Annotated in this window: 25 protein-coding genes and 1 tRNA gene; 17 read left to right on the top strand and 9 right to left on the bottom strand. The window is 56.5% G+C overall.

Annotated features, from left to right (window positions below; genetic code table 11):
* Nucleotides 1-21: 21 nt before the first annotated feature.
* Genes hemH through MARHY_RS08505 form a run of 4 tightly spaced genes read left to right on the top strand, consistent with a single transcriptional unit; the run spans nt 22 to nt 3,524 of the window.
* Entirely contained in the window at nt 22-1,134 is a 1,113-nt protein-coding gene (hemH, locus tag MARHY_RS08520; protein ID WP_014421420.1) for a ferrochelatase, read from the top strand.
* A gap of 19 nt (nt 1,135-1,153) precedes the next feature.
* Nucleotides 1,154-1,894, top strand: coding sequence for a 5-oxoprolinase subunit PxpA (locus MARHY_RS08515; RefSeq protein WP_014421419.1), 741 nt, complete (start codon nt 1,154-1,156; stop codon nt 1,892-1,894).
* Entirely contained in the window at nt 1,891-2,574 is a 684-nt protein-coding gene (gene pxpB, locus MARHY_RS08510) for a 5-oxoprolinase subunit PxpB (protein WP_014421418.1), read from the top strand. The genes MARHY_RS08515 and pxpB overlap by 4 nt, the downstream gene beginning before the upstream one ends.
* Complete coding sequence (locus tag MARHY_RS08505; RefSeq protein WP_014421417.1) at nt 2,571-3,524, top strand: 5-oxoprolinase subunit C family protein; 954 nt, start codon at nt 2,571-2,573, stop codon at nt 3,522-3,524. The genes pxpB and MARHY_RS08505 overlap by 4 nt, the downstream gene beginning before the upstream one ends.
* 282 nt (nt 3,525-3,806) lie before the next feature.
* Here MARHY_RS08505 and MARHY_RS08500 read toward each other — a convergent pair.
* Nucleotides 3,807-3,897, bottom strand: a tRNA-Ser gene (locus MARHY_RS08500).
* A gap of 263 nt (nt 3,898-4,160) precedes the next feature.
* On the opposite strand from MARHY_RS08500, the gene MARHY_RS08495 reads away from it, so the two are divergent.
* The 5 genes from MARHY_RS08495 to MARHY_RS18720 all read left to right on the top strand — a co-directional run bounded on the left by MARHY_RS08495 (nt 4,161) and on the right by MARHY_RS18720 (nt 6,353).
* Nucleotides 4,161-4,862: a Bax inhibitor-1/YccA family protein gene (locus tag MARHY_RS08495; protein WP_014421415.1), complete on the top strand. Its 702-nt coding sequence runs from the start codon at nt 4,161-4,163 to the stop codon at nt 4,860-4,862.
* 100 nt (nt 4,863-4,962) lie between these two features.
* Nucleotides 4,963-5,373, top strand: coding sequence for a sulfurtransferase complex subunit TusD (gene tusD / locus MARHY_RS08490; RefSeq protein ID WP_014421414.1), 411 nt, complete (start codon nt 4,963-4,965; stop codon nt 5,371-5,373).
* A 2-nt stretch (nt 5,374-5,375) separates the two neighbouring features.
* The gene (locus MARHY_RS08485) at nt 5,376-5,726 is read left to right on the top strand and encodes a DsrE family protein (RefSeq protein ID WP_014421413.1); all 351 of its coding nucleotides are present in this window, start codon (nt 5,376-5,378) and stop codon (nt 5,724-5,726) included.
* Nucleotides 5,727-5,735: 9 nt separating this feature from the next.
* On the top strand, nt 5,736-6,023 hold the full coding sequence (gene tusB / locus MARHY_RS18725) for a sulfurtransferase complex subunit TusB (RefSeq protein WP_014421412.1): 288 nt from the start codon (nt 5,736-5,738) through the stop codon (nt 6,021-6,023).
* A 3-nt stretch (nt 6,024-6,026) separates the two neighbouring features.
* Nucleotides 6,027-6,353: a TusE/DsrC/DsvC family sulfur relay protein gene (locus MARHY_RS18720; protein WP_014421411.1), complete on the top strand. Its 327-nt coding sequence runs from the start codon at nt 6,027-6,029 to the stop codon at nt 6,351-6,353.
* 22 nt (nt 6,354-6,375) lie between these two features.
* On the opposite strand, the gene MARHY_RS08470 is transcribed toward MARHY_RS18720, so the two are convergent.
* From MARHY_RS08470 to nfuA, 3 genes are all read right to left on the bottom strand, one after another.
* Nucleotides 6,376-6,735, bottom strand: coding sequence for a hypothetical protein (locus MARHY_RS08470; RefSeq protein ID WP_014421410.1), 360 nt, complete (start codon nt 6,733-6,735; stop codon nt 6,376-6,378).
* A gap of 21 nt (nt 6,736-6,756) precedes the next feature.
* Nucleotides 6,757-7,968, bottom strand: a complete 1,212-nt coding sequence (locus MARHY_RS08465) for a DUF445 domain-containing protein (protein WP_193364632.1) — start codon at nt 7,966-7,968, stop codon at nt 6,757-6,759.
* Between the two features lie 183 nt (nt 7,969-8,151).
* Nucleotides 8,152-8,739: a Fe-S biogenesis protein NfuA gene (nfuA, locus tag MARHY_RS08460; protein ID WP_011785011.1), complete on the bottom strand. Its 588-nt coding sequence runs from the start codon at nt 8,737-8,739 to the stop codon at nt 8,152-8,154.
* Between the two features lie 238 nt (nt 8,740-8,977).
* On the opposite strand from nfuA, the gene metH reads away from it, so the two are divergent.
* The 4 genes from metH (at nt 8,978) to MARHY_RS08440 (ending at nt 15,428) form a co-directional block, all read left to right on the top strand.
* Nucleotides 8,978-12,676: a methionine synthase gene (metH, locus tag MARHY_RS08455; protein WP_014421408.1), complete on the top strand. Its 3,699-nt coding sequence runs from the start codon at nt 8,978-8,980 to the stop codon at nt 12,674-12,676.
* Between the two features lie 15 nt (nt 12,677-12,691).
* Nucleotides 12,692-12,925 carry a DUF2970 domain-containing protein gene (locus MARHY_RS08450; protein ID WP_014421407.1) on the top strand — a complete coding sequence of 78 codons (234 nt, stop codon included), beginning with the start codon at nt 12,692-12,694 and terminating at the stop codon, nt 12,923-12,925.
* A 351-nt stretch (nt 12,926-13,276) separates the two neighbouring features.
* The gene (locus tag MARHY_RS08445) at nt 13,277-14,929 is read left to right on the top strand and encodes a nitrite/sulfite reductase (RefSeq protein WP_014421405.1); all 1,653 of its coding nucleotides are present in this window, start codon (nt 13,277-13,279) and stop codon (nt 14,927-14,929) included.
* Entirely contained in the window at nt 14,922-15,428 is a 507-nt protein-coding gene (locus tag MARHY_RS08440; protein WP_014421404.1) for a DUF934 domain-containing protein, read from the top strand. The genes MARHY_RS08445 and MARHY_RS08440 overlap by 8 nt, the downstream gene beginning before the upstream one ends.
* A 49-nt stretch (nt 15,429-15,477) precedes the next feature.
* Here the strand turns inward: MARHY_RS08440 and sohB are convergent, their stop codons facing one another.
* Nucleotides 15,478-16,539 (bottom strand): protease SohB, encoded by a 1,062-nt coding sequence (gene sohB / locus MARHY_RS08435; protein ID WP_014421403.1) that lies wholly within the window; start codon nt 16,537-16,539, stop codon nt 15,478-15,480.
* A gap of 232 nt (nt 16,540-16,771) precedes the next feature.
* Here sohB and MARHY_RS08430 point away from each other — a divergent pair, with 232 nt between their 5' ends.
* A complete protein-coding gene (locus MARHY_RS08430; RefSeq protein WP_011785017.1) occupies nt 16,772-17,086 on the top strand; it encodes an SCP2 sterol-binding domain-containing protein in 315 nt (104 codons plus the stop codon).
* A gap of 85 nt (nt 17,087-17,171) precedes the next feature.
* Here the strand turns inward: MARHY_RS08430 and MARHY_RS08425 are convergent, their stop codons facing one another.
* The 4 genes from MARHY_RS08425 to MARHY_RS08410 all read right to left on the bottom strand — a co-directional run bounded on the left by MARHY_RS08425 (nt 17,172) and on the right by MARHY_RS08410 (nt 21,104).
* Nucleotides 17,172-18,878: a FimL-related protein gene (locus tag MARHY_RS08425; RefSeq protein WP_014421402.1), complete on the bottom strand. Its 1,707-nt coding sequence runs from the start codon at nt 18,876-18,878 to the stop codon at nt 17,172-17,174.
* Between the two features lie 210 nt (nt 18,879-19,088).
* Nucleotides 19,089-19,799, bottom strand: a complete 711-nt coding sequence (gene dnaQ, locus MARHY_RS08420; protein ID WP_014421401.1) for a DNA polymerase III subunit epsilon — start codon at nt 19,797-19,799, stop codon at nt 19,089-19,091.
* A 52-nt stretch (nt 19,800-19,851) separates the two neighbouring features.
* Nucleotides 19,852-20,295, bottom strand: coding sequence for a ribonuclease HI (gene rnhA, locus MARHY_RS08415; protein WP_011785020.1), 444 nt, complete (start codon nt 20,293-20,295; stop codon nt 19,852-19,854).
* Nucleotides 20,295-21,104 carry a class I SAM-dependent methyltransferase gene (locus tag MARHY_RS08410; protein ID WP_014421400.1) on the bottom strand — a complete coding sequence of 270 codons (810 nt, stop codon included), beginning with the start codon at nt 21,102-21,104 and terminating at the stop codon, nt 20,295-20,297. The genes rnhA and MARHY_RS08410 overlap by 1 nt, the downstream gene beginning before the upstream one ends.
* A gap of 122 nt (nt 21,105-21,226) precedes the next feature.
* Here MARHY_RS08410 and gloB point away from each other — a divergent pair, with 122 nt between their 5' ends.
* From gloB to MARHY_RS08395, 3 genes are all read left to right on the top strand, one after another.
* Nucleotides 21,227-22,018 carry a hydroxyacylglutathione hydrolase gene (gloB, locus tag MARHY_RS08405; RefSeq protein ID WP_014421399.1) on the top strand — a complete coding sequence of 264 codons (792 nt, stop codon included), beginning with the start codon at nt 21,227-21,229 and terminating at the stop codon, nt 22,016-22,018.
* Nucleotides 22,019-22,187: 169 nt separating this feature from the next.
* Nucleotides 22,188-23,930, top strand: a complete 1,743-nt coding sequence (locus MARHY_RS08400) for a LysM peptidoglycan-binding domain-containing protein (protein WP_014421397.1) — start codon at nt 22,188-22,190, stop codon at nt 23,928-23,930.
* Nucleotides 23,931-23,942: 12 nt separating this feature from the next.
* A complete protein-coding gene (locus tag MARHY_RS08395; RefSeq protein ID WP_041654694.1) occupies nt 23,943-25,772 on the top strand; it encodes an extracellular solute-binding protein in 1,830 nt (609 codons plus the stop codon).
* Nucleotides 25,773-25,774: the final 2 nt, after the last annotated feature.

The raw sequence follows: 25,774 nt of genomic DNA, 5'->3' as shown, positions 1-25,774 counted from the left end.
TTCACCTCACGGAACGTCTCAATGCCTTACAACGGGATCGATAACTACCGCCACAATGAGCCGGACCGGCTCGGTGTGCTGATCACCAACCTTGGAACCCCCGACGCACCTACTACTCCCGCCCTGAGGAAATACCTCGCGGAATTCCTCTGGGATCCGCGGGTTGTCGAGGTACCGCGCCCCCTGTGGTGGCTGATTCTGCACGGCGTCATTCTCCGCATCCGCCCCCGGAAAAGTGCGGAAGCCTATGCCAGTGTGTGGGAAAAGGAGGGTTCTCCCCTGCTGATTCACACGGCGAAACAGGCTGAGGGTATCCGTGAGGCCATGAAACAGCGCTTCGGCACCAATGTGGTGGTAGGTTTCGCCATGCGTTATGGCAACCCTTCCATCCCCCGGGTACTGGAGGAGATGCAACAACAGGGCGTGCGCAAGCTGCTGGTGCTTCCGCTTTATCCTCAGTATTCGGCCTCAACCACGGCCTCAACGTTTGATGCCATTGCAAAAGACTTTACCCGGCGGCGCTGGCTGCCCGATTTCCGGTTTGTTTCCCATTACCACGATTTCCCGCCGTACATCGAAGCTATGGCGCGGCATATTGAAGCGCACTGGGCTGAGCATGGCCGCAAGGAAAAACTGATTCTCTCCTACCACGGCGTGCCGCTGAAATACCTGCTGAAGGGCGACCCGTACCACTGCGAGTGCCACAAGACATCGCGGTTACTGGCGGAGCGCCTTGGCCTTGGTAAAGACCAGTACATGACTACCTTTCAGTCCCGGTTCGGGCGGGAGGAATGGCTGCAACCCTATACCGACGAAACCCTTAAAGCACTGCCCGGAAAAGGGGTAAAGTCGATCGATGTGTTCTGTCCTGGTTTCTCCGCCGATTGTCTGGAAACCATCGAGGAGATTAACGAGGAAAACCGCGAATACTTTATGGAGTCCGGCGGCGAAGGCTTTAGCTATATTCCCTGCCTGAACGCGACTCCGGGGCACATCGATGCCCTCGTGAAACTGGTTGAGGAAAATCTGCAGGGATGGGGTATTTCCGAGAATTCGCCGGAGTCCCTGGAACAGCGGGCCAGACTGGCGGAAGAGCGCAAACAGGCCACCTTCCCTGGCCGCAGTGACATCTGAGGAGAGACAGGACAGCGCCATGAAACTGAATTGCGATCTGGGGGAAAGCTACGGCGCCTGGCAAATGGGCCAGGATGACCTGGTTATGCCTCTGATCGACATGGCCAACGTGGCCTGTGGCTTTCACGCCGCAGACCCTATGGTGATTCGCAAAACACTGGCACTGGCAGCTGCCCATGACGTTGCGGTTGGCGCTCACCCGTCCTATCACGACCTGCCCGGCTTCGGCCGGCGCTCGATTCACCACACGCCGGAAGAAATCGAAGCCCTGATGCTTTATCAGCTCGGGGCGCTCGAAGGCATGTGCCGCAGTGAAAGCCTGACGCTAAGCTACGTCAAACCCCATGGCGCCCTGAATAACGACATGATGCGGGACAATAGATTGCTTCGCGCCGTGATGGAGGCCGTACGCACCTTCCGGACCGATCTGGCACTGATGATTCCGGTCACCAGTAATTACCGCGAACATCAGCAGATGGCGGCCGACGTTGGCCTGCCCCTGCTGCTGGAAGCCTTTGCAGACCGCGCCTACGATGACGAAGGCCAGTTGGTTTCCCGGCGCCAGGCCGGCGCCGTACACGAGAATCCGGACATCATCGTTGGCCAGGCGCAGTCCTTTGCGGAAAAGGGCGGCGTATTCAGTACCACCGGCAACTGGCTTGAGCTTCCGGCCGACAGCCTGTGTGTACATGGCGACAATGACGCCGCGCTCGACGCAATCAAAGCCATCCGCCAGGCGCTCGGTAAATCCGGCCGATGATCGAGGCGGTTTCGGAAGATGCCATCCTGATTACCCTGGCCCGGGCCATCGATGACGCCCTGCCTGCCCGCATTGCCAACCTCGTCGACAACATTTGGCGTGCGGGTTTTCACTGGCTGGTGGATATGGTGCCCTCATACACGACATTGATGGTGGTCTACGACCCGGTAGTCGTCGATTTCCGACAGGTAAGCGCCGAGATCTGGCCCCTCGTTCACAGGCTGAGCACACAGGCGCACACGGCGGAATTGAAAAGCCGCCTGGTGGAACTGCCGGTGTATTACAGTGTCGAGACCGGGCCTGACCTGCAATGGCTGGCCTCGGAAAGCGGCCTGGATTGCGAGGAAGTGATTCGTCGACACAGCTCGGTTGAATACCGGGTGCATGCGCTTGGATTTGCCCCCGGCTTCGCCTTTATGGGGCAGGTTGACCCCAGCATCGCCGCACCCCGGAAAACCACTCCTCGCAAACAGGTACCCGCCGGAAGCGTTGGCATTGCCAATCGGCAGACAGCAGTTTACCCGCAGGTTTCTCCGGGCGGCTGGCAGCTGATTGGGCGCTGCCCGACACGCCTTTTTGATCCAACGAACCTGTCGCTCCTCAAGGTGGGCGATCGGGTGCGCTTTACCCCCATCAGCCGGGAGGCGTTTCTGGCCGCCGGTGGGGAGCTCATTTCATGAGCTGGCTGGAGGTCATTCATCCCGGCGTGCAAAGTTCTGTGCAGGACAGTGGTCGCCGGGGTTATCGCCACCACGGGCTGGCCGCAGGCGGCGCCCTTGATCTGATCAGCTTTACCTGGGCCAACAAACTGCTGGACAATCCTCGCCATGCGGCCTGCCTGGAAATCATGTTAGGGGGATTCCGCGCCATTGCCCACGGTGCGCTCCAGATTGCCATCACCGGCGCCAGAACCAGCGTCACCGTGAACGGTGAACCGGTTGAACTGTGGCGAACCTTGAACCTGAATGACGGCGACGAGCTGACCATCAGCCACTCGGCTCATAACCGGCTTATCTACCTGGCCGTGGCGGGAGGATTGGATTCACCGCAGCAGTTCGGCAGTCGCACCGTGGTTGTTCGGGAAAAGCTCGCGGGCCGGGGCCCGATAAAGCGCGGAGATAACCTGTTACCACGGGAAGCGCAACGAAAAGTGCAGAGCCGGGAAGTGCCTGTACACCAGCGCCCTGATTTCAGTTCAGAGGTGGTTATCGGCCTGATACCGGGCTATCAGTACGCTCAGTTTCAGCGTTCAGATATCCTGCGACTGACAACCAGCAGCTACACCGTTAGTGATCAATCCGACCGTATGGGTTTCAGGCTTCAGGGCGCGGCCATGGACTCCCCTCCTCCCGGCATCATCTCCGAAGGTATTACACACGGATCCGTTCAGATTCCCGGCGATGGTCAGCCTATCGTGCTGCTGAACGATGGCCAGACGATTGGTGGCTACCCGAAGCCTGGCGTGGTACCGATCCTGGATTGCAGCCGCCTGGCCCAGCAACTACCCGGTGACCGTGTCCGGTTTGAATTATGCGATCTGGCTACGGCGCAGAATCAGCGCCGGCTTTTTGAGCTTCACTACCAGAACACTCGCTGGTGTCAGAATGGCCAGGCACTTGAGTGGCTTTGATTCCCCCGGCATGTTCAAGGTCGGGAACGGCCTGACAAAAGGTGCACTCTTCCGTATCCACGGCCGCGCCACCGGTCTCGACATAACGCACGCGATGGCTCGCCCTGCCTCGATTGGCTGACACTGCGAAGCGGCGGTTTTTGCGATCTGACTGTTCCTGACTTTCCGGTTCTTCAGCCATGGATGAAATCTCCCGGATATGAAGCGTGGTGTTTGGAATCCAACGGAGGGATTGGTGTAACCAGGATATTGGGGTATCAAGAGGAAAAACAAGAAGAAAAATGGCGGTGGGCCAGGGATTCGAACCCCGGGACGGCTATTAACCGTCGGCGGTTTTCAAGACCGCTGCATTCAGCCACTCTGCCAGCCCACCGTCTTGTCGAAGCATCGGGAAACGCTTCGGCTAGCTGCCTTGTCGACAGCGGGAGGAATGATACCGGATTTACCCCCTCTGTCAACGCCCTGCAAGAAAAACAAAGCAAATTCCGTGGCTTCTGGTCAGAGCTTAGACAAGATTACCGCGTTTTAATGGAATCCATTTGGTGTTTCTCTGTCGTAAATGATTGAAAGTTGCGGTTTCGACATTATGATGGTCTACAGTATCCAGTTGCACTAGAGCACTAAACGGAGATGACAATGGAAGACAGACGTTTCGGCGTTCAGAACAACCAGGCGGCCTACTCGCCGGCCAGCGAAACCAGTCGCGCAGCGGCAGGTATCAGCGACGACGCCATGAAGGTGTTGCGCAACACCTACATGTTGCTCGGTATGACCCTGGCGTTTTCAGCCGTGACCGCGTTCCTGAACATGAATGGCACGCACCCGGGCTTCCTGATTACCATCGTGGGCTACATCGGCCTGCTGTTTGCCACCTATAAGCTGAAGAACAGCCCCTGGGGCATCGTCACCACCTTCGCACTGACCGGCTTTATGGGTTACACCCTTGGCCCGATCATCGGTGCGTTTGTTGCTGCAGGCGCCTCACAGATTGTTGCTCAGGCACTGACGTTGACTGCCGTCGCGTTCGTGGGCCTGTCCGCAACCGCTATCATCACCAAGAAGGACTTCAGCTTCCTGTCCAGCTTCCTGACCGCTGGCGCATTCGTGCTGATTGGCGCCATGCTGCTGGCGTTCTTCATGGAGAGTTCTGCTCTGCACCTGGCCGTTTCCGCAGGCTTCACGATCTTCGCTTCGATCATGATCCTTTTCGAAACCAGCCAGATCATCAAGGGTGGCGAGCGTAACTACATCATCGCCACTGTGGGCCTGTATGTGTCCATCTACAACCTGTTCGTCAGCCTGCTGCACCTGCTGTCAGCGTTCAGCGGCGAAGATTGATCAGTACACTCAGTCCAATGCCTTGAGAAAACCCCGGCCTATGCCGGGGTTTTTGCTTTAGGTACACTTGCAGGGTTTCCATCAGTCAGCATCCAGTTCCATGCCTCAGCCACTCAGTTACACACTCGTGATTACCGGTGCCCCCTGGGCAACACAGGCGCCCCAGACTGCCCTGTCATTCGCTCAGGCCCTGCTGAAAGCGGGCCACCGTATCGACCGGGTGTTCCTGTATGGTGATGGCGTACACCTGGCGTCGGCCCTGAGCGCTCCTCCCTCCGATGAGCAACACTGGCCGCGACTGTGGTCTGAATTTCTTTCCGGGAACAACATCGCAGCGGTCGCCTGCATTGCTTCAGCCCTGCGCCGTGGCATTGTCGATAAGACCGAACAGGCCCGTTACGAACTGACCGCCAGCAATCTCAGGGCACCCTTCGAGATTGCCGGCCTTGGCGAATGGGTAGAGGGTAACCTGAAGTCCAACCGGGTTCTTTATTTTCACGGGGCACACTGACCATGACCACCCTGATTGTGATCGATCAGCCACCCTATGGCTCGTGGACTGGACGAGAAGCGCTGGACATGACCTTCTCCCTGGCAGCCTTCGACCAGCCCGCCGCCATTCTGTTTCTGGGGGCTGGCGTCAACTGGCTGTGCAAAGGCCAGGCCGCCGACGCCGTCGGCCAGAAATCTGTGGAGAAGAATCTCGCTGCGGCCGCCCTGTTCGGCGTTGAAAAGATACTGGTGGATGCCCAGGCATGCGCGCAATATGGACTGGAGTTCGACGATTTGCTGTCAGGAAGCACGCCATCGGAGTCGATTTCCGAAACCCTGAGCCAGTTTTCCCGCGTTGTTTTTGCCGGATAGGACCCTGTCATGCCTGAAAACACGACCGCAACCCTGCACATCATCAACAAAGCTCCGGAACACGCCAGGTTCCGGCATTGTCTGGCGTCTGCTCAACAGGGTGACACGCTACTGCTGATTGAGGATGCGGTGCTCGCACTGCTCGATCGCGAAAAGCAGTTGCCGGGGGCTTCTTATGGTCTGGAGGCAGACGCACATGCGCGCGCCGTGGCCAATCGCGTGCCCGCAGATCAACTGGTGGACTACGCCGGTTTTGTGCAGCTGACCGTCAATCATTCACGAATCATCAACTGGTAAACCATGAGTGCTTCGAACTCGCCTGAGAGAAACAACGAGGGTTTTCTGGAGAACGCGGCCACCTGGACCAATGAGGTAGCCCAGGAAATCGCTCATGAAGACGACATTGATTTAACGGAAAAACACTGGGAAATCATATACTTTTTAAGGGATTTTTATAAACAGCATGAGATGTCGCCACCGTCGAACCGGTTGTTCGTAAAGGCCGTAAGAGAAGCGCTGGGGGACGAGAAAGGCGACAGTATCTACCTGATGACACTGTTCCCCGGAACCCCCGCCAAAACAGCCTGCCGGATTGCCGGACTGCCTCGCCCTACGAATTGCCTCTGAGCCCGTGGAAGATGTCGCGCTGTTATCTGTCCCGCTTTTCGGCTGACCGCGCCTGATTGGCGTGCTGTTCTTCGGCAGCGGCCCCCAGAAAGGTGCTCAGCCCGTTTTCAAACAGGTTCGAACCAAATTTGAGAAACTGGCGTGTGGATTCACGGGTTGCACCGTCCCAGGCGCTTTGGGGTATCTGCCGGATAGATTCAGCCACACCCTTCTGAACGCCACTGGTGACCTTCGGCTCAATCTCATTAGCGGTGTCGACCAGCTCCTGAATGCGCTCAGCCAGCCATGGCTTTACCACCCAGAACCAGAAACCAAAGAGAACGGCCGTTACGGTGGCCGCTGTCAGTAAAACCTGCGTGAGGATCTGTGCCCAAACTGGCATACGCTATTCTCCCTGGTGTGGTCAGCCCATTACGGCCTGGGGCAAGCCAGTCATGGCAAGAAACTGAACGAGCCCGGCCAAGGCACCAAACAAGCCACCCACGAACATCAGCTGAATTTCTTCCTCCCGGAACGCCGGCCTGAGTATGTCCTGGAATTCTTCCGGACGCAGGGCCTTCATCTGGCTGGCCAGCACCCCCGCGACGACTGGTGCACGCTCACGATTGAAAGCGGGATCACTGAATACATCCCGCGTGGCCAGCACCGCTTTCTGATTCATCACACGCTTGAGCTCGGTGTAACCGGTCATGCCCACAGACACCTGAGCCGCCAGCTTCATGACCATGGAATTGTCGAGCATGGGGCGCAGGTGTTTCTGGATAATGGCGCGGGTACGGTCACCGTGCTGGCCATTGATCATGGCATCGGCGACTTTCTCCACCGTGATCAATTCCTCCGCCACCAGGCGCGCCCAGATATCGCTGATTTCATCCTGCCGACGCAGGAATAGCCCCTGCAACTGCCAGAACAATACCCGGCGCGGGCGCACCGGTGCAAAGATCAGGTTGATGGCAATCCAGTTAGTGATAAAGCCAATGAAAAAGCCGCCTACCGGCAGTAACCAGGGCTGGGGGTAGAGCACCGAAACCGGCGCCAGCACCGCGCCCATCAAGGCACCGATAATCGCGCCCCGATTAATGACCGACCTGAGCTCAACCGCACCGGCCTGCTGGAAGATACGATTCATCAGGTCCGGATGGTTCTGAAGCTCCCGACTCAACAGCGCCTTGAGATCGACCAGCTCATCCAGGTCGTCACCAAAATCCTCCACCAGTTCTTCTACCCGATTGGGTAACTGTTGCCGCGCCCACTGATAGATCCGGGCACGAACAAACAGCGGCAGGTTATCCCAGAGTACCGGCTGGATTTCATACATGACCTCGTCAATGTACTCATCCATACGGGGCGTTACCTGAGCCACCACCTGTTCCACAATGCGGTTGGGCTCCAGCTTCTGGTACACAGAATTCAGGTCGCCAAACTTCTGCAGTGTGCGATCAATGCAGATGTGGGCCATTTTCTCGGCCTTGCGCGGAATCACCCCTTGCCAGCCAATAACCCCAACGCCGATGAACCGGACAGGATGAAAGGACATCTGAATGGCGAGCCAGTTAGTGAACCATCCCACCACGGCAGCCATTACAGGCACGGACACAAGAGCAAGGTCAGTCAAGCGTTACCCCGAAATAGAAAAAGCATTCGCTCACACGGCACGGATAATACCCGGCCTTTGATTCTGTTTATGTGACCGATAATGAAGTATTGCGCTTAACAGGCCATTGGCCGTGTAGCCAGGCAAGGCGGGTGTTTCTGGCAGCCGCCAGAGAAGGGGCGACTGCCGGAGGAAGGGTGCAACTTATTGATAGTAAGCGTTTTCGGTATTCGAGTGGTCTGTCACATCACGCACCGCGGAGATTTCAGGTACGCGTTCCTTCAGGGTCTTCTCGACACCCTGCTTCAGCGTCAGGCTGACCGCAGAGCAGCCCTGGCACCCGCCACCAAAGCGCAACACCGCAACCGATTCGTCAACAATCTCAACCAGCGAAACATCACCGCCATGAGCCGCCAGGTTGGGATTGATTTCGGAAGCCAGCACGTAGTTCACACGCTCCGGCAGGGGCGCATCATCAGCCACCTGCGGCACCTTGGCATTAGGCGCCTTGATGGTCAGTTGCCCGCCCATCTGATCCTTGGAGTAATCGACATAGGCGTCTTCCAGGAACGGCACCGAATTATGGTCCAGATACAGAGTAAACTTCTCCAGGTTGACCTGCTCATCGGTTGGCACAACTTCATTGGGCGGACAGTATGCCAGACAGGTCTCTGCGTTGCGGGTGCCGGGCTGGGTCACGAAAATGCGTACGCCCATACCTTCAACGTCCTGCTTTTCAATCAGTTGCGCAAGATAATCCCTTGCGGAATCAGTCACAGTTACCAGAGCCATGCTTCCTACCTGTTATCAAGTGTGACTGACATTTTATGAGAGATCGCCGGAACATAAAAGACCAAGTAAAATAGTCGGGCATTAATGGGGTAATCAGTTTCCCTTATCCCAACGGCGGACAGGCAAAACGGAACTTGATAATGATCATCCGTACTAAGACGCCTTTCAGCATTTTTGCTATGATCCCGCGCCAAAACGTAAAACACGACGTTAATAACGACACCCGGAAGAGTTTTCTATGACCGATCGCAATACACGCCTGGAACAGCTGCATCAAGCCCTCAAGGAGCGGATTGTCATTCTTGATGGTGGCATGGGCACCATGATCCAGAACCAGAAACTGGATGAGGCCGCATTCCGGGGCGATCGATTCAAGGATTACGAACGGGAAGTTCAGGGCAACAATGACCTGCTGAACCTTACCCAGCCTGCCCTGCTCCGCAACATCCATGCAGAGTACCTGGACGCGGGCGCAGACATTATCGAGACCAACACCTTCAACTCCACCAAGCTGTCGCAGGCCGACTATGGCCTGGAATCGCTGGCACGGGAGTTGAACGTAGCTGCGGCAAAGCTGGCACGGGAAATCGCCGACGAGTTCACCGCGAGGAATCCCCAAAAGCCACGCTTTGTAGCCGGTGCCGTGGGTCCCACCTCACGCACCGCTTCTATTTCACCGGATGTGAACAATCCCGGTTACCGGAACGTGGATTTCCAGACTCTGGTCGACAATTACTACGAGGCAGTTTCCGGCCTGGTTGAAGGTGGTTCAGACCTTATTCTCATTGAAACTGTTTTCGACACCCTGAACGCCAAAGCAGCAATCTACGCAACTCAGCAGTTCTTTATAGACAGTGGTATTGAGCTGCCGATCATGATTTCCGGCACTATCACCGACGCCTCTGGCCGAACCCTGTCCGGCCAAACCACTGAAGCCTTCTACAACTCGGTTGCCCACGCTAAACCGATTTCCGTGGGTCTGAACTGTGCACTGGGCGCGGACGCGCTGCGGCCTTATGTGGAAGAACTGTCGAACAAGGCCGAAACCTATGTATCAGCCCACCCCAACGCCGGGCTGCCCAACGAGTTTGGTGAATACGACCAGACCCCGGAGGAAATGGCCGAGATCATTGAAGGCTTTGCCAAAGATGGCTTTCTCAACATCATCGGCGGCTGTTGCGGCTCGCGCCCGGACCATATTGAAGCCATCGCCAGGGCCGTGGCCAAGTATCCGCCCAGACAGATCCCTGATCGCCCGAAAGCACTCAGGCTCTCCGGCCTGGAACCGTTTACCGGTGACGAAAACACCCTGTTCATCAACGTGGGTGAACGCACCAACGTAACCGGCTCCAAGCGCTTCCTGCGACTGATCAAGGAAGAACAGTATGAAGAAGCCCTGAGCGTTGCCCGAGACCAGGTTGAGAACGGCGCCCAGATCATCGATATCAACATGGATGAGGGCATGCTGGATTCCAGGGAGGTGATGGTTACTTTCCTGAACCTTGTGGCCTCTGAGCCGGACATTTCCCGCGTGCCGATCATGATCGACTCGTCCAAGTGGGATGTGATCGAAGCGGGTCTTCGCTGTATCCAAGGCAAAGCCGTGGTGAACTCCATCAGCCTGAAAGAAGGCGAAGAAGAGTTCATCAAACGTGCCAGGGACTGTATGCGCTACGGCGCCGCGGTGGTGGTGATGGCCTTTGACGAAGACGGCCAGGCAGATACCTTCGAACGCAAAACCGAAATCTGCAAACGCTCCTATGACGTGCTGACCGGCATCGGTTTCAACCCGGCCGACATTATTTTCGACCCCAACATCTTTGCCATTGCCACCGGCATTGAAGAGCACAACAACTACGCAGTGGACTTTATTAACGCCACGCGCTGGATCCGGGAGCACTGCCCCCACGCCTCTATCTCCGGCGGCGTCAGTAACGTGTCGTTCTCTTTCCGCGGCAACGATGCGGTACGTGAGGCCATTCACTCCGTCTTCCTGTATCACGCGGTCAAGGCCGGCATGAATATGGGCATCGTGAATCCGGGCCAACTGGTGATCTACGACGAGATCGAGCCGGACCTGAAAGAGCTGGTGGAAGACGTGGTTCTGAACCGCCGGGATGACTCCACCGATCGCCTGCTCGAGGCGGCCGAAAAGTTCAAAGGCAAAGGCGGCCAGGCCAAAGAAGAAGATCTTGCCTGGCGTGAGTGGCCTGTTGAGAAGCGCCTGGAGCATGCCCTGGTTAAAGGCATTACCAGTTACATTATCGACGACACGGAAGCCTGCCGTCAGAACGCCAGCCATCCCATTGAAGTGATCGAAGGCCCTCTGATGGCCGGCATGAACGTGGTCGGCGATCTGTTCGGTGACGGCAAGATGTTCCTGCCCCAGGTGGTCAAGAGCGCCCGGGTAATGAAGCAGGCCGTGGCCCACCTGATTCCCTACATCGAAGCAGAGAAAACTGAAGACCAGCAGGCCAAGGGCAAGATACTGATGGCCACGGTCAAGGGCGACGTACACGACATTGGCAAGAACATTGTTGGCGTTGTCCTGCAGTGCAACAACTACGAGGTAATCGACCTTGGCGTGATGGTGCCCTGTGAAAAGATTCTGGAAACAGCCCGAAAAGAAAATGTCGACATGATTGGCCTGAGCGGCCTGATCACACCGTCACTGGATGAAATGGTGCACGTAGCGCGTGAAATGCAGCGACTGGACTTCAATATACCGCTGATGATTGGTGGTGCCACCACCTCGAAAGCCCACACAGCGGTCAAAATCGAGCCCCAGTACAAAAACGACATTGCCCTTTATGTTTCTGATGCATCCCGCTGCGTAAACGTAGCGTCCCAGCTGTTGAGCAAGACCGCGAAGCCCGCTTTCGTTGAAGCAGCCCGCACCGAATATGACGAAATTCGTGAACGCCGCAAAAACCGTGGTGACCGCACCAAGCTGGTGTCGCTGAAAGAAGCCCGTGCCCGTGCACCGGAAATCGATTTCGAGAACTACCAGCCGCCCAAGCCCGCATTTACCGGTGTCCGGGTCTTCGAGGACTATGATCTGAAGGAACTGGTGGACTACATCGACTGGACACCGTTCTTTATTTCCTGGGACATTGCCGGCAAATACCCGGCCATTTTCGACGACCCGAAAAGAGGCGAAGCCGCACGTACCCTGTTTGACGATGCCCAGAAACTACTGAAACAGATGATCGCGGATCAGCGGATCTCGGCAAGAGGCGTTGTCGGGTTCTGGCCCGCCAATCGTCGGGGTGATGACATTGTGGTGTACACCGATGAGTCCCGAACCGAAGAGCTCACTACCCTGCACCACCTGCGTCAGCAGGATGAGAAAGCTCCGGGCAAGCCAATGATGGCGCTGTCAGATTTCGTGGCGCCGGAGAGTCTGCACCTGGGCGATTATGTCGGAGGCTTTGCGGTGACCACAGGCATCGGCGTGGACGAACTGACCGCTGAGTTCAAAAACGCCCACGACGACTACAGCGCCATTATGGTGCAGGCCCTGGCAGACCGCTTGGCCGAAGCCTTTGCCGAGCGCATGCACGAACGGGTGCGCAAGGAATTCTGGGGTTATGCCACCGATGAACAGATGGCCAACGAGGACCTGATCAAGGAACGCTACCGTGGTATCCGCCCTGCCCCCGGCTACCCTGCCTGTCCGGACCATACCGAAAAGGCCACCCTGTTCAAACTGCTGGATGCCACCGCAAATACCAGCCTCCAGCTAACGGAGCATTTCGCCATGTATCCAACCGCAGCGGTCTCCGGTTGGTACTTCGCCCACCCGGACGCCAAATACTTTGCCGTTGGCAAAATTGGCGTTGATCAGGTTGAGGACTATGCTGAACGCAAAGGCCTGACCAAGGCTGAGGCTGAACGCTGGTTGATGCCAAGCCTGGCGTACGATCCGGCGGAATAACCTGAGGCGTATTCCATGAATGACGTGACCGAAAACAACAATAACAACGAACGCCCCCGCAGTCCGGGGGTTCTGAAGATCATGCAAAGCATCCTTGCCGGCGCTTTCGGTGTGCAGTCTGACAAGCGTCGCCAGGAAGACTTTTCACACCACAGCCCGCTGCCCTATATCGTTGCAGGCGTTCTGTTTACCGTTGCGTTTGTGGGCGGGCTGATCATCGTGGTGAAACTGGTGTTGGCCGGGCAGTAACCTACTGCCCGGATACCCAGACCACCGCAAAAGCAACTGCCAGCAGCACGAGCAATACCGCCGCCACTGCATCGGCCTGGCTGTCTGATTGCACGGATTTTTTCATGGCACTTCCTCCTTCCTACCCGAAGTTGTTGTTTTTCTGGCTTTCCCGATCAAGTAAAGCAGCAAATTGACATTCGTCCAGTTCCGGCGTCGATCACTTATCACCTGAATCGATAATGTTATGTTGAAATAATCATTTTGAGAATAAAAACACGATGGTATCCTGCCTCGCAGGAATAAGGCCCGGTCCATGAAACCCGGCCGTAAATTTTAGCTCTTCTGATGTAGCAGGCAGGACGTTCCACTATGTACGTTTATGATGAGCACGACCGGCAGATAGCCGCAGAGCGTGTTGCCCAATTCCGTGACCAGACCGAGCGCGCCCTTGCTGGTGAGCTGTCTGAAGAGGAATTCCTTCCACTTCGACTGCAGAACGGGCTGTATGTTCAGCGTCTCGCACCCATGCTCCGTATCTGTATCCCTTACGGCATGCTTCGCTCCGAGCAGCTCCGCCGCTTGGCACGCGTAACCCGGGACTATGATAAAGGCTACGCTCATTTCACCACCCGCACCAACATCCAGCTGAACTGGCCGAACCTGGAAGACGTGCCCGATATTCTGGCTGAGCTGGCGGAAGTGGAAATGCACGCAAATCAGACCAGCGGTAACTGCATCCGGAACACCACCACGGACCCGTTCTCCGGTGTCCAGGTGGACGAAATCGCTGACCCACGCCCCTATTGCGAGATTATTCGCCAGTGGTCGACGTTCCACCCGGAGTTTGCGTTTTTGCCACGTAAATTCAAGATTGCCGTGAATGCCTCCGAGCATACGGATCGGGCAGCTATCCGGGTTCATGACATCGGCTTGCAGCTGGTGCGCAACGACCAGGGGGAACTTGGCTTCCGGGTTCACGTTGGTGGCGGACTTGGTCGTACCCCCATGGTTGGCCCGGTCATCCGCGACTTCCTGCCGGAGCTGGATCTGCTGACTTACCTGGAAGCCATTGTCCGGGTTTACAACCGTTACGGCCGCCGGGACAACAAGTTCAAGGCGCGCATCAAAATTCTGGTCAAGGCGCTGAGCCCTGAGGGCTTTGCCGAAAAAGTTGAAGCAGAGTGGGCCCACATCAAGGACTCACCTTCCCAACTGACGCCGGAGGTAGTGAGCAAATTCCAGGGCTACTTTACCGAGCCGGCATACGAAGCACTGGACAATGCTACCGACCTGCTGGCGACACAGCGCTTCGAGAACCGTGAGTTTGACAAGTGGTTGACCCACAACGTCAACAGTCACAAAAAGCCGGGCTACGCTATTGTAACCCTGACGCTCAAGAAGACCGGTACGCCCCCGGGGGATGTCACCGACTTCCAGTTGGAGCAGATTGCCGACCTTGCGGATGATTACAGCTACGGTGAAGCCCGGGCCACCCACGAACAGAATGTGGTGTTGGCAGACGTCCGCCAGGATCGACTGTTTGAGCTCTGGCAAAAGCTTGTACCTTTGGGCTTCGCAACGGCGAACCTGAACACACTGAACGACGTTATCTGCTGCCCCGGCGGCGATTTCTGCGCCCTGGCCAACGCCAAGTCGATTCCTGTGGCTGAAGCAATCCAGCGTCGTTTTGATGACCTGGACTTCCTGTACGACCTCGGCCCCATCGACCTGAACATTTCAGGCTGCATGAACGCCTGTGGCCACCACCATGTGGGCAATATTGGTGTTCTGGGCGTCGACAAGAAAGGCGAGGAGTTCTACCAGATCAGTCTGGGCGGGTCTTCACACCATGATGCCACCATCGGCAAGATCCTGGGGCCCTCCTTCGCGCGCGAGGAGATGCCTGAAGTGATCAGCAAGCTGATCAATGTTTACGTGGAAAACCGGACAGAAGAAGAAACCTTCCTGGACACCTATCGCCGGGTCGGTCTGGAACCTTTCAAGGAGCGGGTATATGCCTGATGTAGTTGCCGCTGACGGCACGATTCGTAATGACGACTGGGTCGTGGTACCCCGTCCTGCGGCGGGTGAATCCATGGATATTCCCGAGGATAACCCCGCATTGATTCCTGCGGATCTGTGGCTGGCCGGCCATGAGCACTTTGCCGGAAACCCCTCCGTAGGTGTCTGGTTTGATAGCCACGACGAGCCGGAACTGTTGGGTGAGAGAGTCAATGAGCTGCCGCTAATTGCGGTGAATTTCCCGCGCTTTGTCGATGGTCGCGGTTACAGCATTGGCCGCTTGCTGCGTGAACGGTTCGGTTACCGCGGCGAACTGCGAGCCATTGGCGATGTGCTGCTCGACCAGCTTCAGTTCATGAAGCGTTGTGGCTTTGACAGCTACGTGCTGCGCGCTGACAAGGACATTGCGAAGGCACCAAAGTGCCTGAGCTTTTTCACCCAGACCTACCAGGCTGCGACCGACACGGATCAGCCCCTGTTCCGCCGCCGGGCCTCCTGAGACCAATCACCAGCGCATGAGTCTTCATGCGCTGGTGTTCAGTTCTGGCTTACTGCATTTTTTGATTCCGAAACGCACTCAACACTTTCCAGACGGTATGTTCGAGCGCCGCGCTGGTAGCCAATCCGAGCTTTTCCGGCAGTGTACGTTTGCGCTGGAAAGACACTGAGATCACGTCTCCCCGCTCACAAGCCTCAATCAGGTATTCGTCAGACGTTTTGATCTCATCGATCAGCTTCACGTCCAGCGCGCGCTTGCCGAACCAGATATCTCCATTGGCCACCGCCTGAATATCCAGATCCGGACGCCGCTCACTCACATACTCCTTGAACAGGACATGGGTATCCTCCAGGTCTTCGAGGAATTTCTGGCGTCCCTTATCGGTATTCTCACCAAAGATTGTCAGCGTTCGCTTGTGTTCACCCGCGGTGAGCACCTCAAAGTCAACGTCGTTCTTTTTCAGGAACCGGTGGAAGTTCGGGAGTTGCGCCACCACCCCGATGGAACCGAGCACGGCAAACGGCGAAGCAATAATGCGATCAGCCACGCAGGCCATCATATAGCCGCCGCTGGCCGCAACTTTGTCCACACAAGCAGTCAATTTGATGCCCTTGCTGCGAATCCGGTCCAGCTGGGCTGCCGCCAGGCCATAGGCGTGAACCAGACCACCGCCGCTCTCCAGGCGGATAACCACTTCGTCCGTTTCCGGATTGGCAACACTCAGAACCGCCGACACTGAACGCCGCAGGGTATCGGTATCGCTGGCTTTAATGTCACCGTCGAAATCGAGCACGTAAACCCGCGCCGTTTTCTCTTCGGTGGCGTCAGGTTCTGGCTGCTTCTTCGCGGCTTTCTTTTCAGCCTTGTCCTCTTTTTTCTTTTTCTTCTGCCAGGCCTTTCGTTCCTGGTCTGTCATCAACCTGGCCTGGATTGACTCTCTGAGCCGGCGATACTGATCGTTCAGCTTGCGTATTTTCAGCTCACCCTCACCTTCGTGATCGTCCCGGTCTTTCTGGGTTGCCGAGACAATGATGGACACGAGCACAATCGCCGCCACCACGAAAGTCGCCACCTTGGCGAGGAACAGGCCGTATTCGGTCAGAAATTCCAAAATGCAGTCTCCACACGTATTTGCAAACCTTGAAGTGTACCGCCTCGGCACTGGCCTGATAAGCCCGCGATAAAATTAAAACAAGCGTTCGATCAAGCTTGACACGAACCGGCTCTAACCATAAAGTCGGATTGCGAGGTTGGCGCTACCCCGGTTGCTTTACAGGCTGCCGTTGCCGGGGATCACTAGTCGTCACCACCATGACAAGACAACCATCAAAAAGGGTAAAACAATGTCTGTAGCTCAGGTATTTGAAAAACTCGAACAGAACTTCAACGCAGACGCAGCACAGGGCCTGGACCTGGTATTCCAGTTCGACATCGAAGACGACAAGACTTACCACCTCGTGATCAATGACGGCACCTGCAAGCTGCACGAAGGCGCACACGACGATCCTTCTGTTACCCTGATCATGAACTCTGAAACCCTGCAGGGTATCGTCTCTGGCGAGACCGACGGCATGCAGGCGTTCATGGCTGGCCAGCTGCGCGCCGAAGGCGACATGATGCTGGCAACCAAGCTGGGCGAGCTGTTCAACATGGGCTAAGCCCGGTTAAACACCAGCGACAAAAAAAACCTGCGCAAACCGCAGGTTTTTTTATGCCATTCAAAAATTCAGGCCACCCTGGCGTCTACAGACCGACGTCATCCAGAGAACTCTGGGCCAGCTTGAGCAGGTCTACATTCCGGTCTTCCCGCCGACCGACGCCTTCAATGTAGTACTCGAGCGAGGTGAGAGCATCCGCCAGCGCTTCCAGAACCTGTGACGCAGGGGCTTCGCGCGCATCCAGCAGGCGCTCCTGAATAGACGTCGCGACCCTGGCAATGACGTCCGCTGCGATCGGGTCGTCCACCATTCGCAAGCCACCCCAGATACTGCGCAGTGTCCCCGGCAGATTGGCCAGATGAAGCTTGTCGTAATCGGATTCGATAAATGCTGTGATCGCTCGCTTGGCAAGGGTCAACGCACTACGGGCCTCATCCGCCACAACCCAGATGGCTTCCTGCAGGTACACGGATTCGTCCCGGCTCCGGTCTGCACCAGCAAGGGCATCGGTCTCTGAGGTAATGCCACGGGTCACAATCTGCATGACGGCATCCTCTACCCCCAGCACGGAATCCGCCAGACGATAGAGCTCTTCCTCCGCCGGCAAGCGGTTTTCCTCTTCCCATTGACGCAGTTTGGCAGCTTCTTCACGGGAAATACCGGCCAGGCGGTTCAGATCGAGCATCACCAGGGTATTGGCCAGACGCTCCAGAGTATCGGCAATCGAGGCAAGTTCGGCCAGATCCGGTTCTATTCCGCGCTCGATGATGTCCAGCTTGTCTTTCAGCTGATTAAGTTCTTCCTGCAAGGCTTCAGACAGGGATTTGAGCACGTCCGTGCCAGGGCCATAGAGGCGCCGGGAATGAGCCTCAAGAAGTGCATCCGGGAATTCGGCAGGACCGAGCTGATAAGCAGAGAGTACCCGCGTCACCTCAGGGTTGGCTGAGCCACTGCGGTAAAGCAGATAGACGAGGTCTTTGATCAGCGATTCGGGGGCGTCCTTGGCGGTAGCTACCTTGCCGACATACACCACTTCCCGCGCGTATTTCTCGATCCGCATCAGCAGACGTTTGCGGGCCTTGTTAAAGCCCATGGCGCGATCCAGCATGGTATCGGAGACCAACGCCAGCAGGCACCACATCTGCCCCATAGGCGCTCCCTGACACAGTCGTGCGAGACCACGGGCAGCCCTGGCAATGAGTTTTTTGCTAACCGCTTCGTTGCGCTCGCGGAGAATGCCGAGCAGTGCCACCTGGAAGGTCAGGCGCATGCGACGGGCCAGGATTTCGTATTCAGACTCCGCATCATCCATGGGCCTCAGCCCCAGATCGCTGCAAAAGTCCGGGCGCTCCTTGATGTCGATATCGAAGAAGCAGGATTCGGGATAAGGTTTCTCACGACGGGCTTCACGCAGATCATTGATCACGGGCAGCAGCAGCTCGGGATGATCTTCACGTTGCTGATGGTAGTACTCGACGTAACGGCGGAGAATGAACAGCGCGCTGTTAAGTGCTGTCAGCAGTATATTCTTGTCATCGTTGGCACCAACCGGCACATCATTGGCGAGATTAACCGCTTCCTGGCAAAGCAGGGTTCCGCCCCGGAACTCCACCAGAATGAAGATTCCCCGAAGCTGGTTCAGGTAATCAACACAGTTCTGCAGATCTTCCCCGCTCTCGCGGTTTTCCTGAAAGCGCTCAAGGCTGGATTCTGCCTGCTTGATGGTCTGTTCGATTTCACTTTTGACCAGATCAAACGACTGCGATTTCGTCGCCAGAGACGATTGAACCATAAACGCTTCCTGTTAATTTGCGGAGACTACCGCATCCTGTTCATGAACTGCAGCCTGCATACGGGCAGGTCCTTCCTGTTCAGCGAGGCAGCCCTTGCCCATACCTGAACGGTTCGCAAAAAACTGGCGAACTTATCATTACTTATAACACAAAACTCAAGTAGCTCAAGAAAGCCGGAATGTAACAAATGGTACAGCTGAACGTGGTTCTCATTCTGTTGCCTGCAACCGGGACCACACCGTTTCGCCGGCCTGCTTCTCCATCATCGCCATGAACTCATCATGGGCAGAGGCTTCATCATTCGTGGCCCGAACCACCGCCAACGGCGCGCGCTCACCGGAGATCCGGCGAATACCGCCATCGCCACCTTCATCGCCGGAGCCGGCATCCAGGGACAGCGCGGTCTGACCGCCGGTCATCAACAGATAGACGTCTGCCAGTATCTCGGCGTCCAGCAATGCCCCGTGAAGGTCACGGTTGGAGTTATCCACTCCATAGCGCTTGCACAGGGCGTCGAGATTGTTTTTCTGGCCCGGGTGCTTTTTCCTGGCAATGGCCAGTGAATCGACAATGCCGCAGTGGTCTGCTGTTTTCCGAACCGGTTTCAGGCGGGCGAATTCGGAGTCCATGAAGCCCACGTCGAACGCGGCGTTATGGATGACCAGCTCTGCGCCCTTGATGAACTCAAAGAACTCGTCGGCAACCTCCGCAAATTTTGGCTTGTCGGCCAGAAATTCATTGGTGATACCGTGAACGGTGATAGCCTCCGCTTCTACCTCCCGCTCAGGGTTAATGTATACGTGATAGTTGCGACCGGTCAGCTCGCGCTCGATCACTTCCACGCAACCAATTTCGATAATGCGGTGACCTTCGTTCGGATCAATACCCGTGGTTTCGGTATCCAGTACGATCTGTCTCATGCAACTGCGCTCTCACTCACTGCTCATTAATCGGTTTTCCAGGGGCCAGGGTTCAGGCCCCGTTCAGTTCGCGGACTCCGCGGTTGGCCAACTCATCCGCCAACTCGTTATCAGGATGCCCTGAATGACCCTTCACCCAATGCCAGTTAACGGTGTGCCTGGCAGTTTCAGCATCGAGCTCCTGCCACAGATCCGCATTCTTGACCGGTTTCTTTGCCGAGGTTTTCCAGCCATTGCGCTTCCAGCCGCTCATCCATTCGGTAATGCCCTTGCGCACGTATTGTGAGTCCGTATACAACTCCACCTGGCAAGCGCGCTTAAGCTCCCTCAAGCCTCGAATGGCCGCCATCAGTTCCATCCGGTTATTCGTGGTCTGCAACTCACCACCGTGCATGGTCTTGCACGCATCGCCATAGCGCAATACGACACCCCACCCCCCGGGGCCCGGGTTACCTTTACAGGCTCCGTCGGTATACATCACTACCTTACCAGCCATTACTGCTCCTGTTCTGTTCTACGCCTGTCCACCCTGCCTGAGCTATGGCTGGCACAGCCACTGGATACCCCCACCGTTCCGGGCAAAGCAATTACCTTGCTCTTGCGCCAGGATGCTCTGGTCCGGATCCGGGCGTATTCGCGTTTGCGGGCAAGGATACAGTAATAGGCGCCAGTGGGCAGTAAATGAGGGCGGCTACTGGCGGCCAAACGCTGCCGTCTTCCGGATGCCCCGTGTTTTCGCTGCAACGGAAGCGTACAGAAATAGGTGCCACTGTTTTCCAGCTCGAACCCCAGCAATCTGAGCCAGTCCTCCATTCGTGATCGCATCAGGAACCGACCACCCCAGGGGCCAAACCGATGGCGGGAAACCAGTCTGCGTGCGCCCCAGAGACTGAGCGGGTTGAACCCAACCAGAGCGATGCGCCCCTCACCTCGCAATACACGGGCGGACTCGCGAAGCACCTGGTGCGGATCCGGGGAAAAGTCGGCCGTATGATGAAGGATCACAAGATCCATGGAATCACCGGGAAACGGCAACTCGTCGGCGTCACAAACCGCCACGCCCTCCGGCATATGGGCATGCCAGGCCGGGCAGGTAATAATCTTCTGGGCAAAATCGGTACCGCTCGCCAAAGGCAATCGGTGACTCAGGCCAACCTGAAGTTGTCTTGCCCCGGTAAGGCCTTGCAGTTCCTTATCAAGTACTGCTCTCTGGCTGGCCAGCAGAGAGCGGCCAAGGGGGGTCTGCACCCAACGTTCAAAACTCTCATGTCGTGCTGAATAGTCAATCACGCCGCTGGCTGTCACGCTGGCTCCCCTACCCGATCCACTAAAGGCTTGATTGCTCGCGTAACCTGCCGCTCCTTGGGCTGTACTCGTTGTTGCATTATCATAACAGGCACATTCATTGAACACATGGGGTGGCCACCTTGCGCATTCATCCGGTTCCGGCATTCTCAGACAACTATATCTGGTGCCTTACCAACCTTGAGTCCGGCAAGACCCTGATAGTCGATCCCGGCCAGGCGAAGCCTGTACTGGACTATCTCAGTGACAGCGGTTTCTCAGCAGACACCATCCTGATCACCCATCACCACCCGGATCACACCGGCGGCGTGGAAGAGCTTCAGCAACAGTATCCGGACATCCGTATTGTTGGCCCGACGGATTCGCCCTTCAAGGGTGCCACAAACACGGTCCATGCCGGCGATGAAGTCGTCTGGGAAGGCATCACGTTCGATGTCCTGGCAGTTCCCGGCCATACACTCGATCATATTGCCTATTACAGCGACACCCAGGTAAATGACAAACCCGTTCTGTTCTGCGGCGACACCCTGTTTGTCTGCGGCTGCGGACGACTGTTCGAAGGCACGCCGGAGCAGATGCACACCTCGCTCCAGACCCTGCGGGACCTTCCGGATGACACTGCAGTATACTGTGCTCATGAATACACCTTGGCAAACCTTCGCTTCGCCCGTCACTGGCTACCCGAAGACAAGGCGCTGGCCGAGTTTGAGAACGCCTGCAAAGACCTTCGGGAACGGGGTAAGCCAACCGTGCCGACCACGATTGGCCAGGAGAAACAGCTGAATCCATTCCTTCGGTGGGATGATGCCATGGTCATAGAGGCCGCCGAGAATTACAGCACCACACACCGCCTTGCCACCGGCTCGGATTGTGCGGTTTTTGCGGCCGTGCGGCACGGCAAGGATAACTTCTGAGCGTGCGGGCGGTCACTGCTTAACAATTTATCTCACAGCCGTAACATGGCTCAGCTTGACCGCCCGGAAAACGCTCCCATAGAATTTCGAGCAATTATCGAACGTAACCTGTTAAATATGCCGGCTATTTTTACAGATACCCGCCGGCTTCACCCGGAACCCTGTGTTTATGCCGGTAAAACGACTGCCCTTCATCCTTCTCGCCACGACCCTTTTCAGCGGCTGCAGTACCAGCCAGATCGCCGAAAACTGGCATACACCCTCAGCCTGGTTCGGGACCGAGGAAGAGAATCAGCAAAAAGACCCCCTGGACTCACAGCAAGTGGTTGTTGCCAAGGGCGATGAGGACCTCAAGGCTGACGTCGCTGCCGGCAATGGAGAGGACAGTGCCAGCGGGGCACCATTAGATGACGCCATCTCCCCGGAACTTCAGGCCAAGGCCCAGCAAGCTCGGGAAAAACTGGACAATCCCGCCCGGCAATCCGACGCATCCACCAGAACAGACGATCTGTGGTCACGACTTCGCGCCGGTTTCACCATGGATCACTCCGTCGACAATGCCAGGGTACAGGCTCAATTGGACTGGTACGTGCGCCACCCCCGTTACATCGATCGCGTGGTGGAAAGAGGCTCCCGGTACCTGCATTACATTATCAATGAAACCGAAAAACGCGGCCTGCCCAGCGAACTGGCTCTGTTGCCAGTGGTAGAAAGCGCCTTTGATCCTTTTGCCTACTCCCACGGTCGCGCTGCCGGGCTTTGGCAGTTCATCCCGTCTACCGGCAAATACTTCGGGCTGACCCAAAGCTGGTGGCATGATGACCGACGGGACGTGATTGCGGCTACCGATGCTGCCCTGACTTACCTGGAGCGCCTGGCCAACCGGTTCGATGGCGATTACACCCTGGCCCTGGCCGCTTATAATTCCGGGGGCGGGACCGTATCCAGCGCCATGCGTCGTAACCGCAACGCCGGAAAATCCACAGATTACTGGTCTCTGACATTACCGACGGAGACCCGCCACTATGTGCCCAAACTGATTGCCCTGGCAAAAATTTTCGACGATCCGAAAGCCTACGGTATCGACCTGCCACCATTAAAAGACGAACCGTATTTCGAAGTGGTGGATACCGGCTCCCAGCTGGATCTGGCCCAGGCCGCAGAATTAGCCGGCGTGGATATTGATGAAATCTATCTGCTGAACCCGTCCTACAATCGCTGGGCAACCAATCCGGATGGCCCCCATCGCTTGCTGGTACCCAAGCAACAGGCCGAGGCATTCCAAACCGCACTGGCAGAGTTCCCAAGCGAACAGCGTGTATCCTGGCAGAATTATAAAGTCCGCAAGGGTGACAGCCTGAACACCATTGCCCGCAAGTTCTCCACTACCCCATCGGTCATTCAGCAGGTCAACAAGCTCAACAGTGACCTGATCCGGATCGGCCAGCAACTGCTGATTCCGTCCTCCACCAAGGGCTCCGACGCCTATGCCCTAAGCCAGGCCCAGCGACTGGAGCGAACGCAGGATCGCAAGCGCAGCGGCAACAAGGTGCGGTACACCGTGCGCCGGGGCGATACCTTCTGGGATATCGCCAGGGAGCACCGGGTTTCGGTTCGGGAAGTGGCTGCCTGGAATGGCATGGCACCGGGAGACCCCCTGATTCCAGGCAAGGAACTGGTGATCTGGTCGAAAACTTCAAAGCCGACCATGGTAGCTTCGAATACCCGTGGCAAGGCCATGGTGCGCAAGGTGGGATACCGGGTTCGCAGCGGCGACTCCCTGTCCGCCATCGCCAGCCGGTTTTCGGTGAATGTGCGTGACATCGCATCATGGAACGATCTTAATACGGACCGTTATCTCCAACCCGGCCAAAGTCTGGTACTCTACGTGGACATAAGAAACAGTCCGTAACGTGCGAGAACCATGACAAAAAAACCAGAAGCACCCTTGCTGACCAGAATTACCGCGACGCTGGCTCTGGCAGCGTCTGCCTGTTTCGCCTCAGCCGATGAAGGCGTCACCGAAAACCCCACTCCTGTGCATGGCATCGCCATGCACGGTGAACTGAAGTACCCTGCGGATTTCAGTCACTTCGACTACGTCAACCCGGAGGCCCCGAAAGGCGGCGAACTGAAGTTATCCGTGGTTGCCAACGGCTTCGACAGCTTTAACCCCTTTGTCATCCGCGGTATCTCTGCGGCGGGTATTAACGCCTACGTGTACGATACCCTTCTGGAGTCCTCTGCCGACGAGCCGTTTTCCGAGTACGGGCTGATTGCCGAATCCGTTGAAGTGCCGGAAGACCGCAGCTTCGTCATCTTTAACCTCAAGAAAGATGCCCGCTTTCAGGACGGCGAGCCAATCACCGCTGAAGACGTGAAATTTTCCTACCGGATTCTGACCACCGAAGGTCACCCGTTTTACCGCAACTACTACGCGGATGTAGACAAGGTGACCATTGAAAACAGTCACCGGATTCGCTTTGACTTTGCGCAAACCAACAATCGGGAACTACCCCTGATTCTTGGTCAGATGCCCGTCCTGCCAGAACATTTCTGGCAGGATCGGGAGTTTGAAAGCAGCGGCCTGACCATCCCGGTGGGCAGTGGCCCTTACCGGATTGCCTCTTTTGATGCCGGCCGTTCGGTTACCTATCAAAGAGTCGACGACTACTGGGCCCAAGATCTGGGTGTACGCAAAGGCCGGTTCAACTTCGACACCATTTCCTACGAGTACTACAACGACGACACCGTCGCCCTGGAGGCTTTCAAAGCCGGTAATTTCCATTTCCGCCAGGAAACCTCCGCCAAGAACTGGGCCACTGCCTATACCGGTCGTCAGTTCGAGAGCGGCGATATTGAGAAAGAAGCCATTGAGCACCACCGCCCCACCGGCATGCAGGGCTTTATCTTCAATACCCGCAAGCCGGTGTTTCAGGATCCCCTGGTTCGGGAGGCGCTGGCCTACGGTTTTGATTTCCAGTGGGCCAACCAGAACCTGTTCTTTGGCCAGTACACTCGCACCAGCAGCTATTTTGAGAACAGCGATCTTGCCTCGTCGGGCTTGCCTGAAGGGCGAGAGCTTGAAATTCTTGAAGCCTATCGGGATCAACTAAGCCCCGACGTTTTCACAGAGGCCTATGTCCCACCGGATACCGGTAAAGGCGTCAGCCTGCGGGACAATCTGCGTACCGCACTAAAACTTCTGACCGAAGCCGGGTATCAGATCAAGAATGGCAAAATGGTCCATCAGGAGACTGGCAAACCACTGGCATTCGAGATCCTTCTGTTCCAGAAAAGCTTTGAACGAGTGGTTCTGCCCTTCAAACAGAATCTTGGAAAGTTGGGTATCGATGTGTCGGTGCGGCTGGTCGACAGTAACCAGTATGTTCAGCGGGTTCGGAGTTTTGATTTCGACATGATCACCCAGGTGCTGCCTCAATCTGATTCTCCGGGCAACGAACAACGGGACTACTGGCACTCGAGTAATGCCGATGTACCCGGCTCCCGCAATTTCATGGGCGTTAGCGATCCTGTCATCGATGAGCTGGTCAACATGGTCATTCAGGCGCCGGACCGGGAAGAGCTTGTACACCGGGTGCACGCACTGGATCGTGTGCTGCTGAATGGCCATTACGTGATCCCGCACTGGCATTTGCGCAAGGATCGGGTGGCCTACTGGAACCACCTGAAACGCCCGGCCAACACGCCCAAGAACGGCATCGACCTTAACAACTGGTGGAGTGAACGCTGATA

The organism is Marinobacter nauticus ATCC 49840, assembly GCF_000284615.1.
Classification (GTDB): domain Bacteria; phylum Pseudomonadota; class Gammaproteobacteria; order Pseudomonadales; family Oleiphilaceae; genus Marinobacter; species Marinobacter nauticus.
This window is presented reverse-complemented; position numbering and strand designations above follow the sequence as displayed.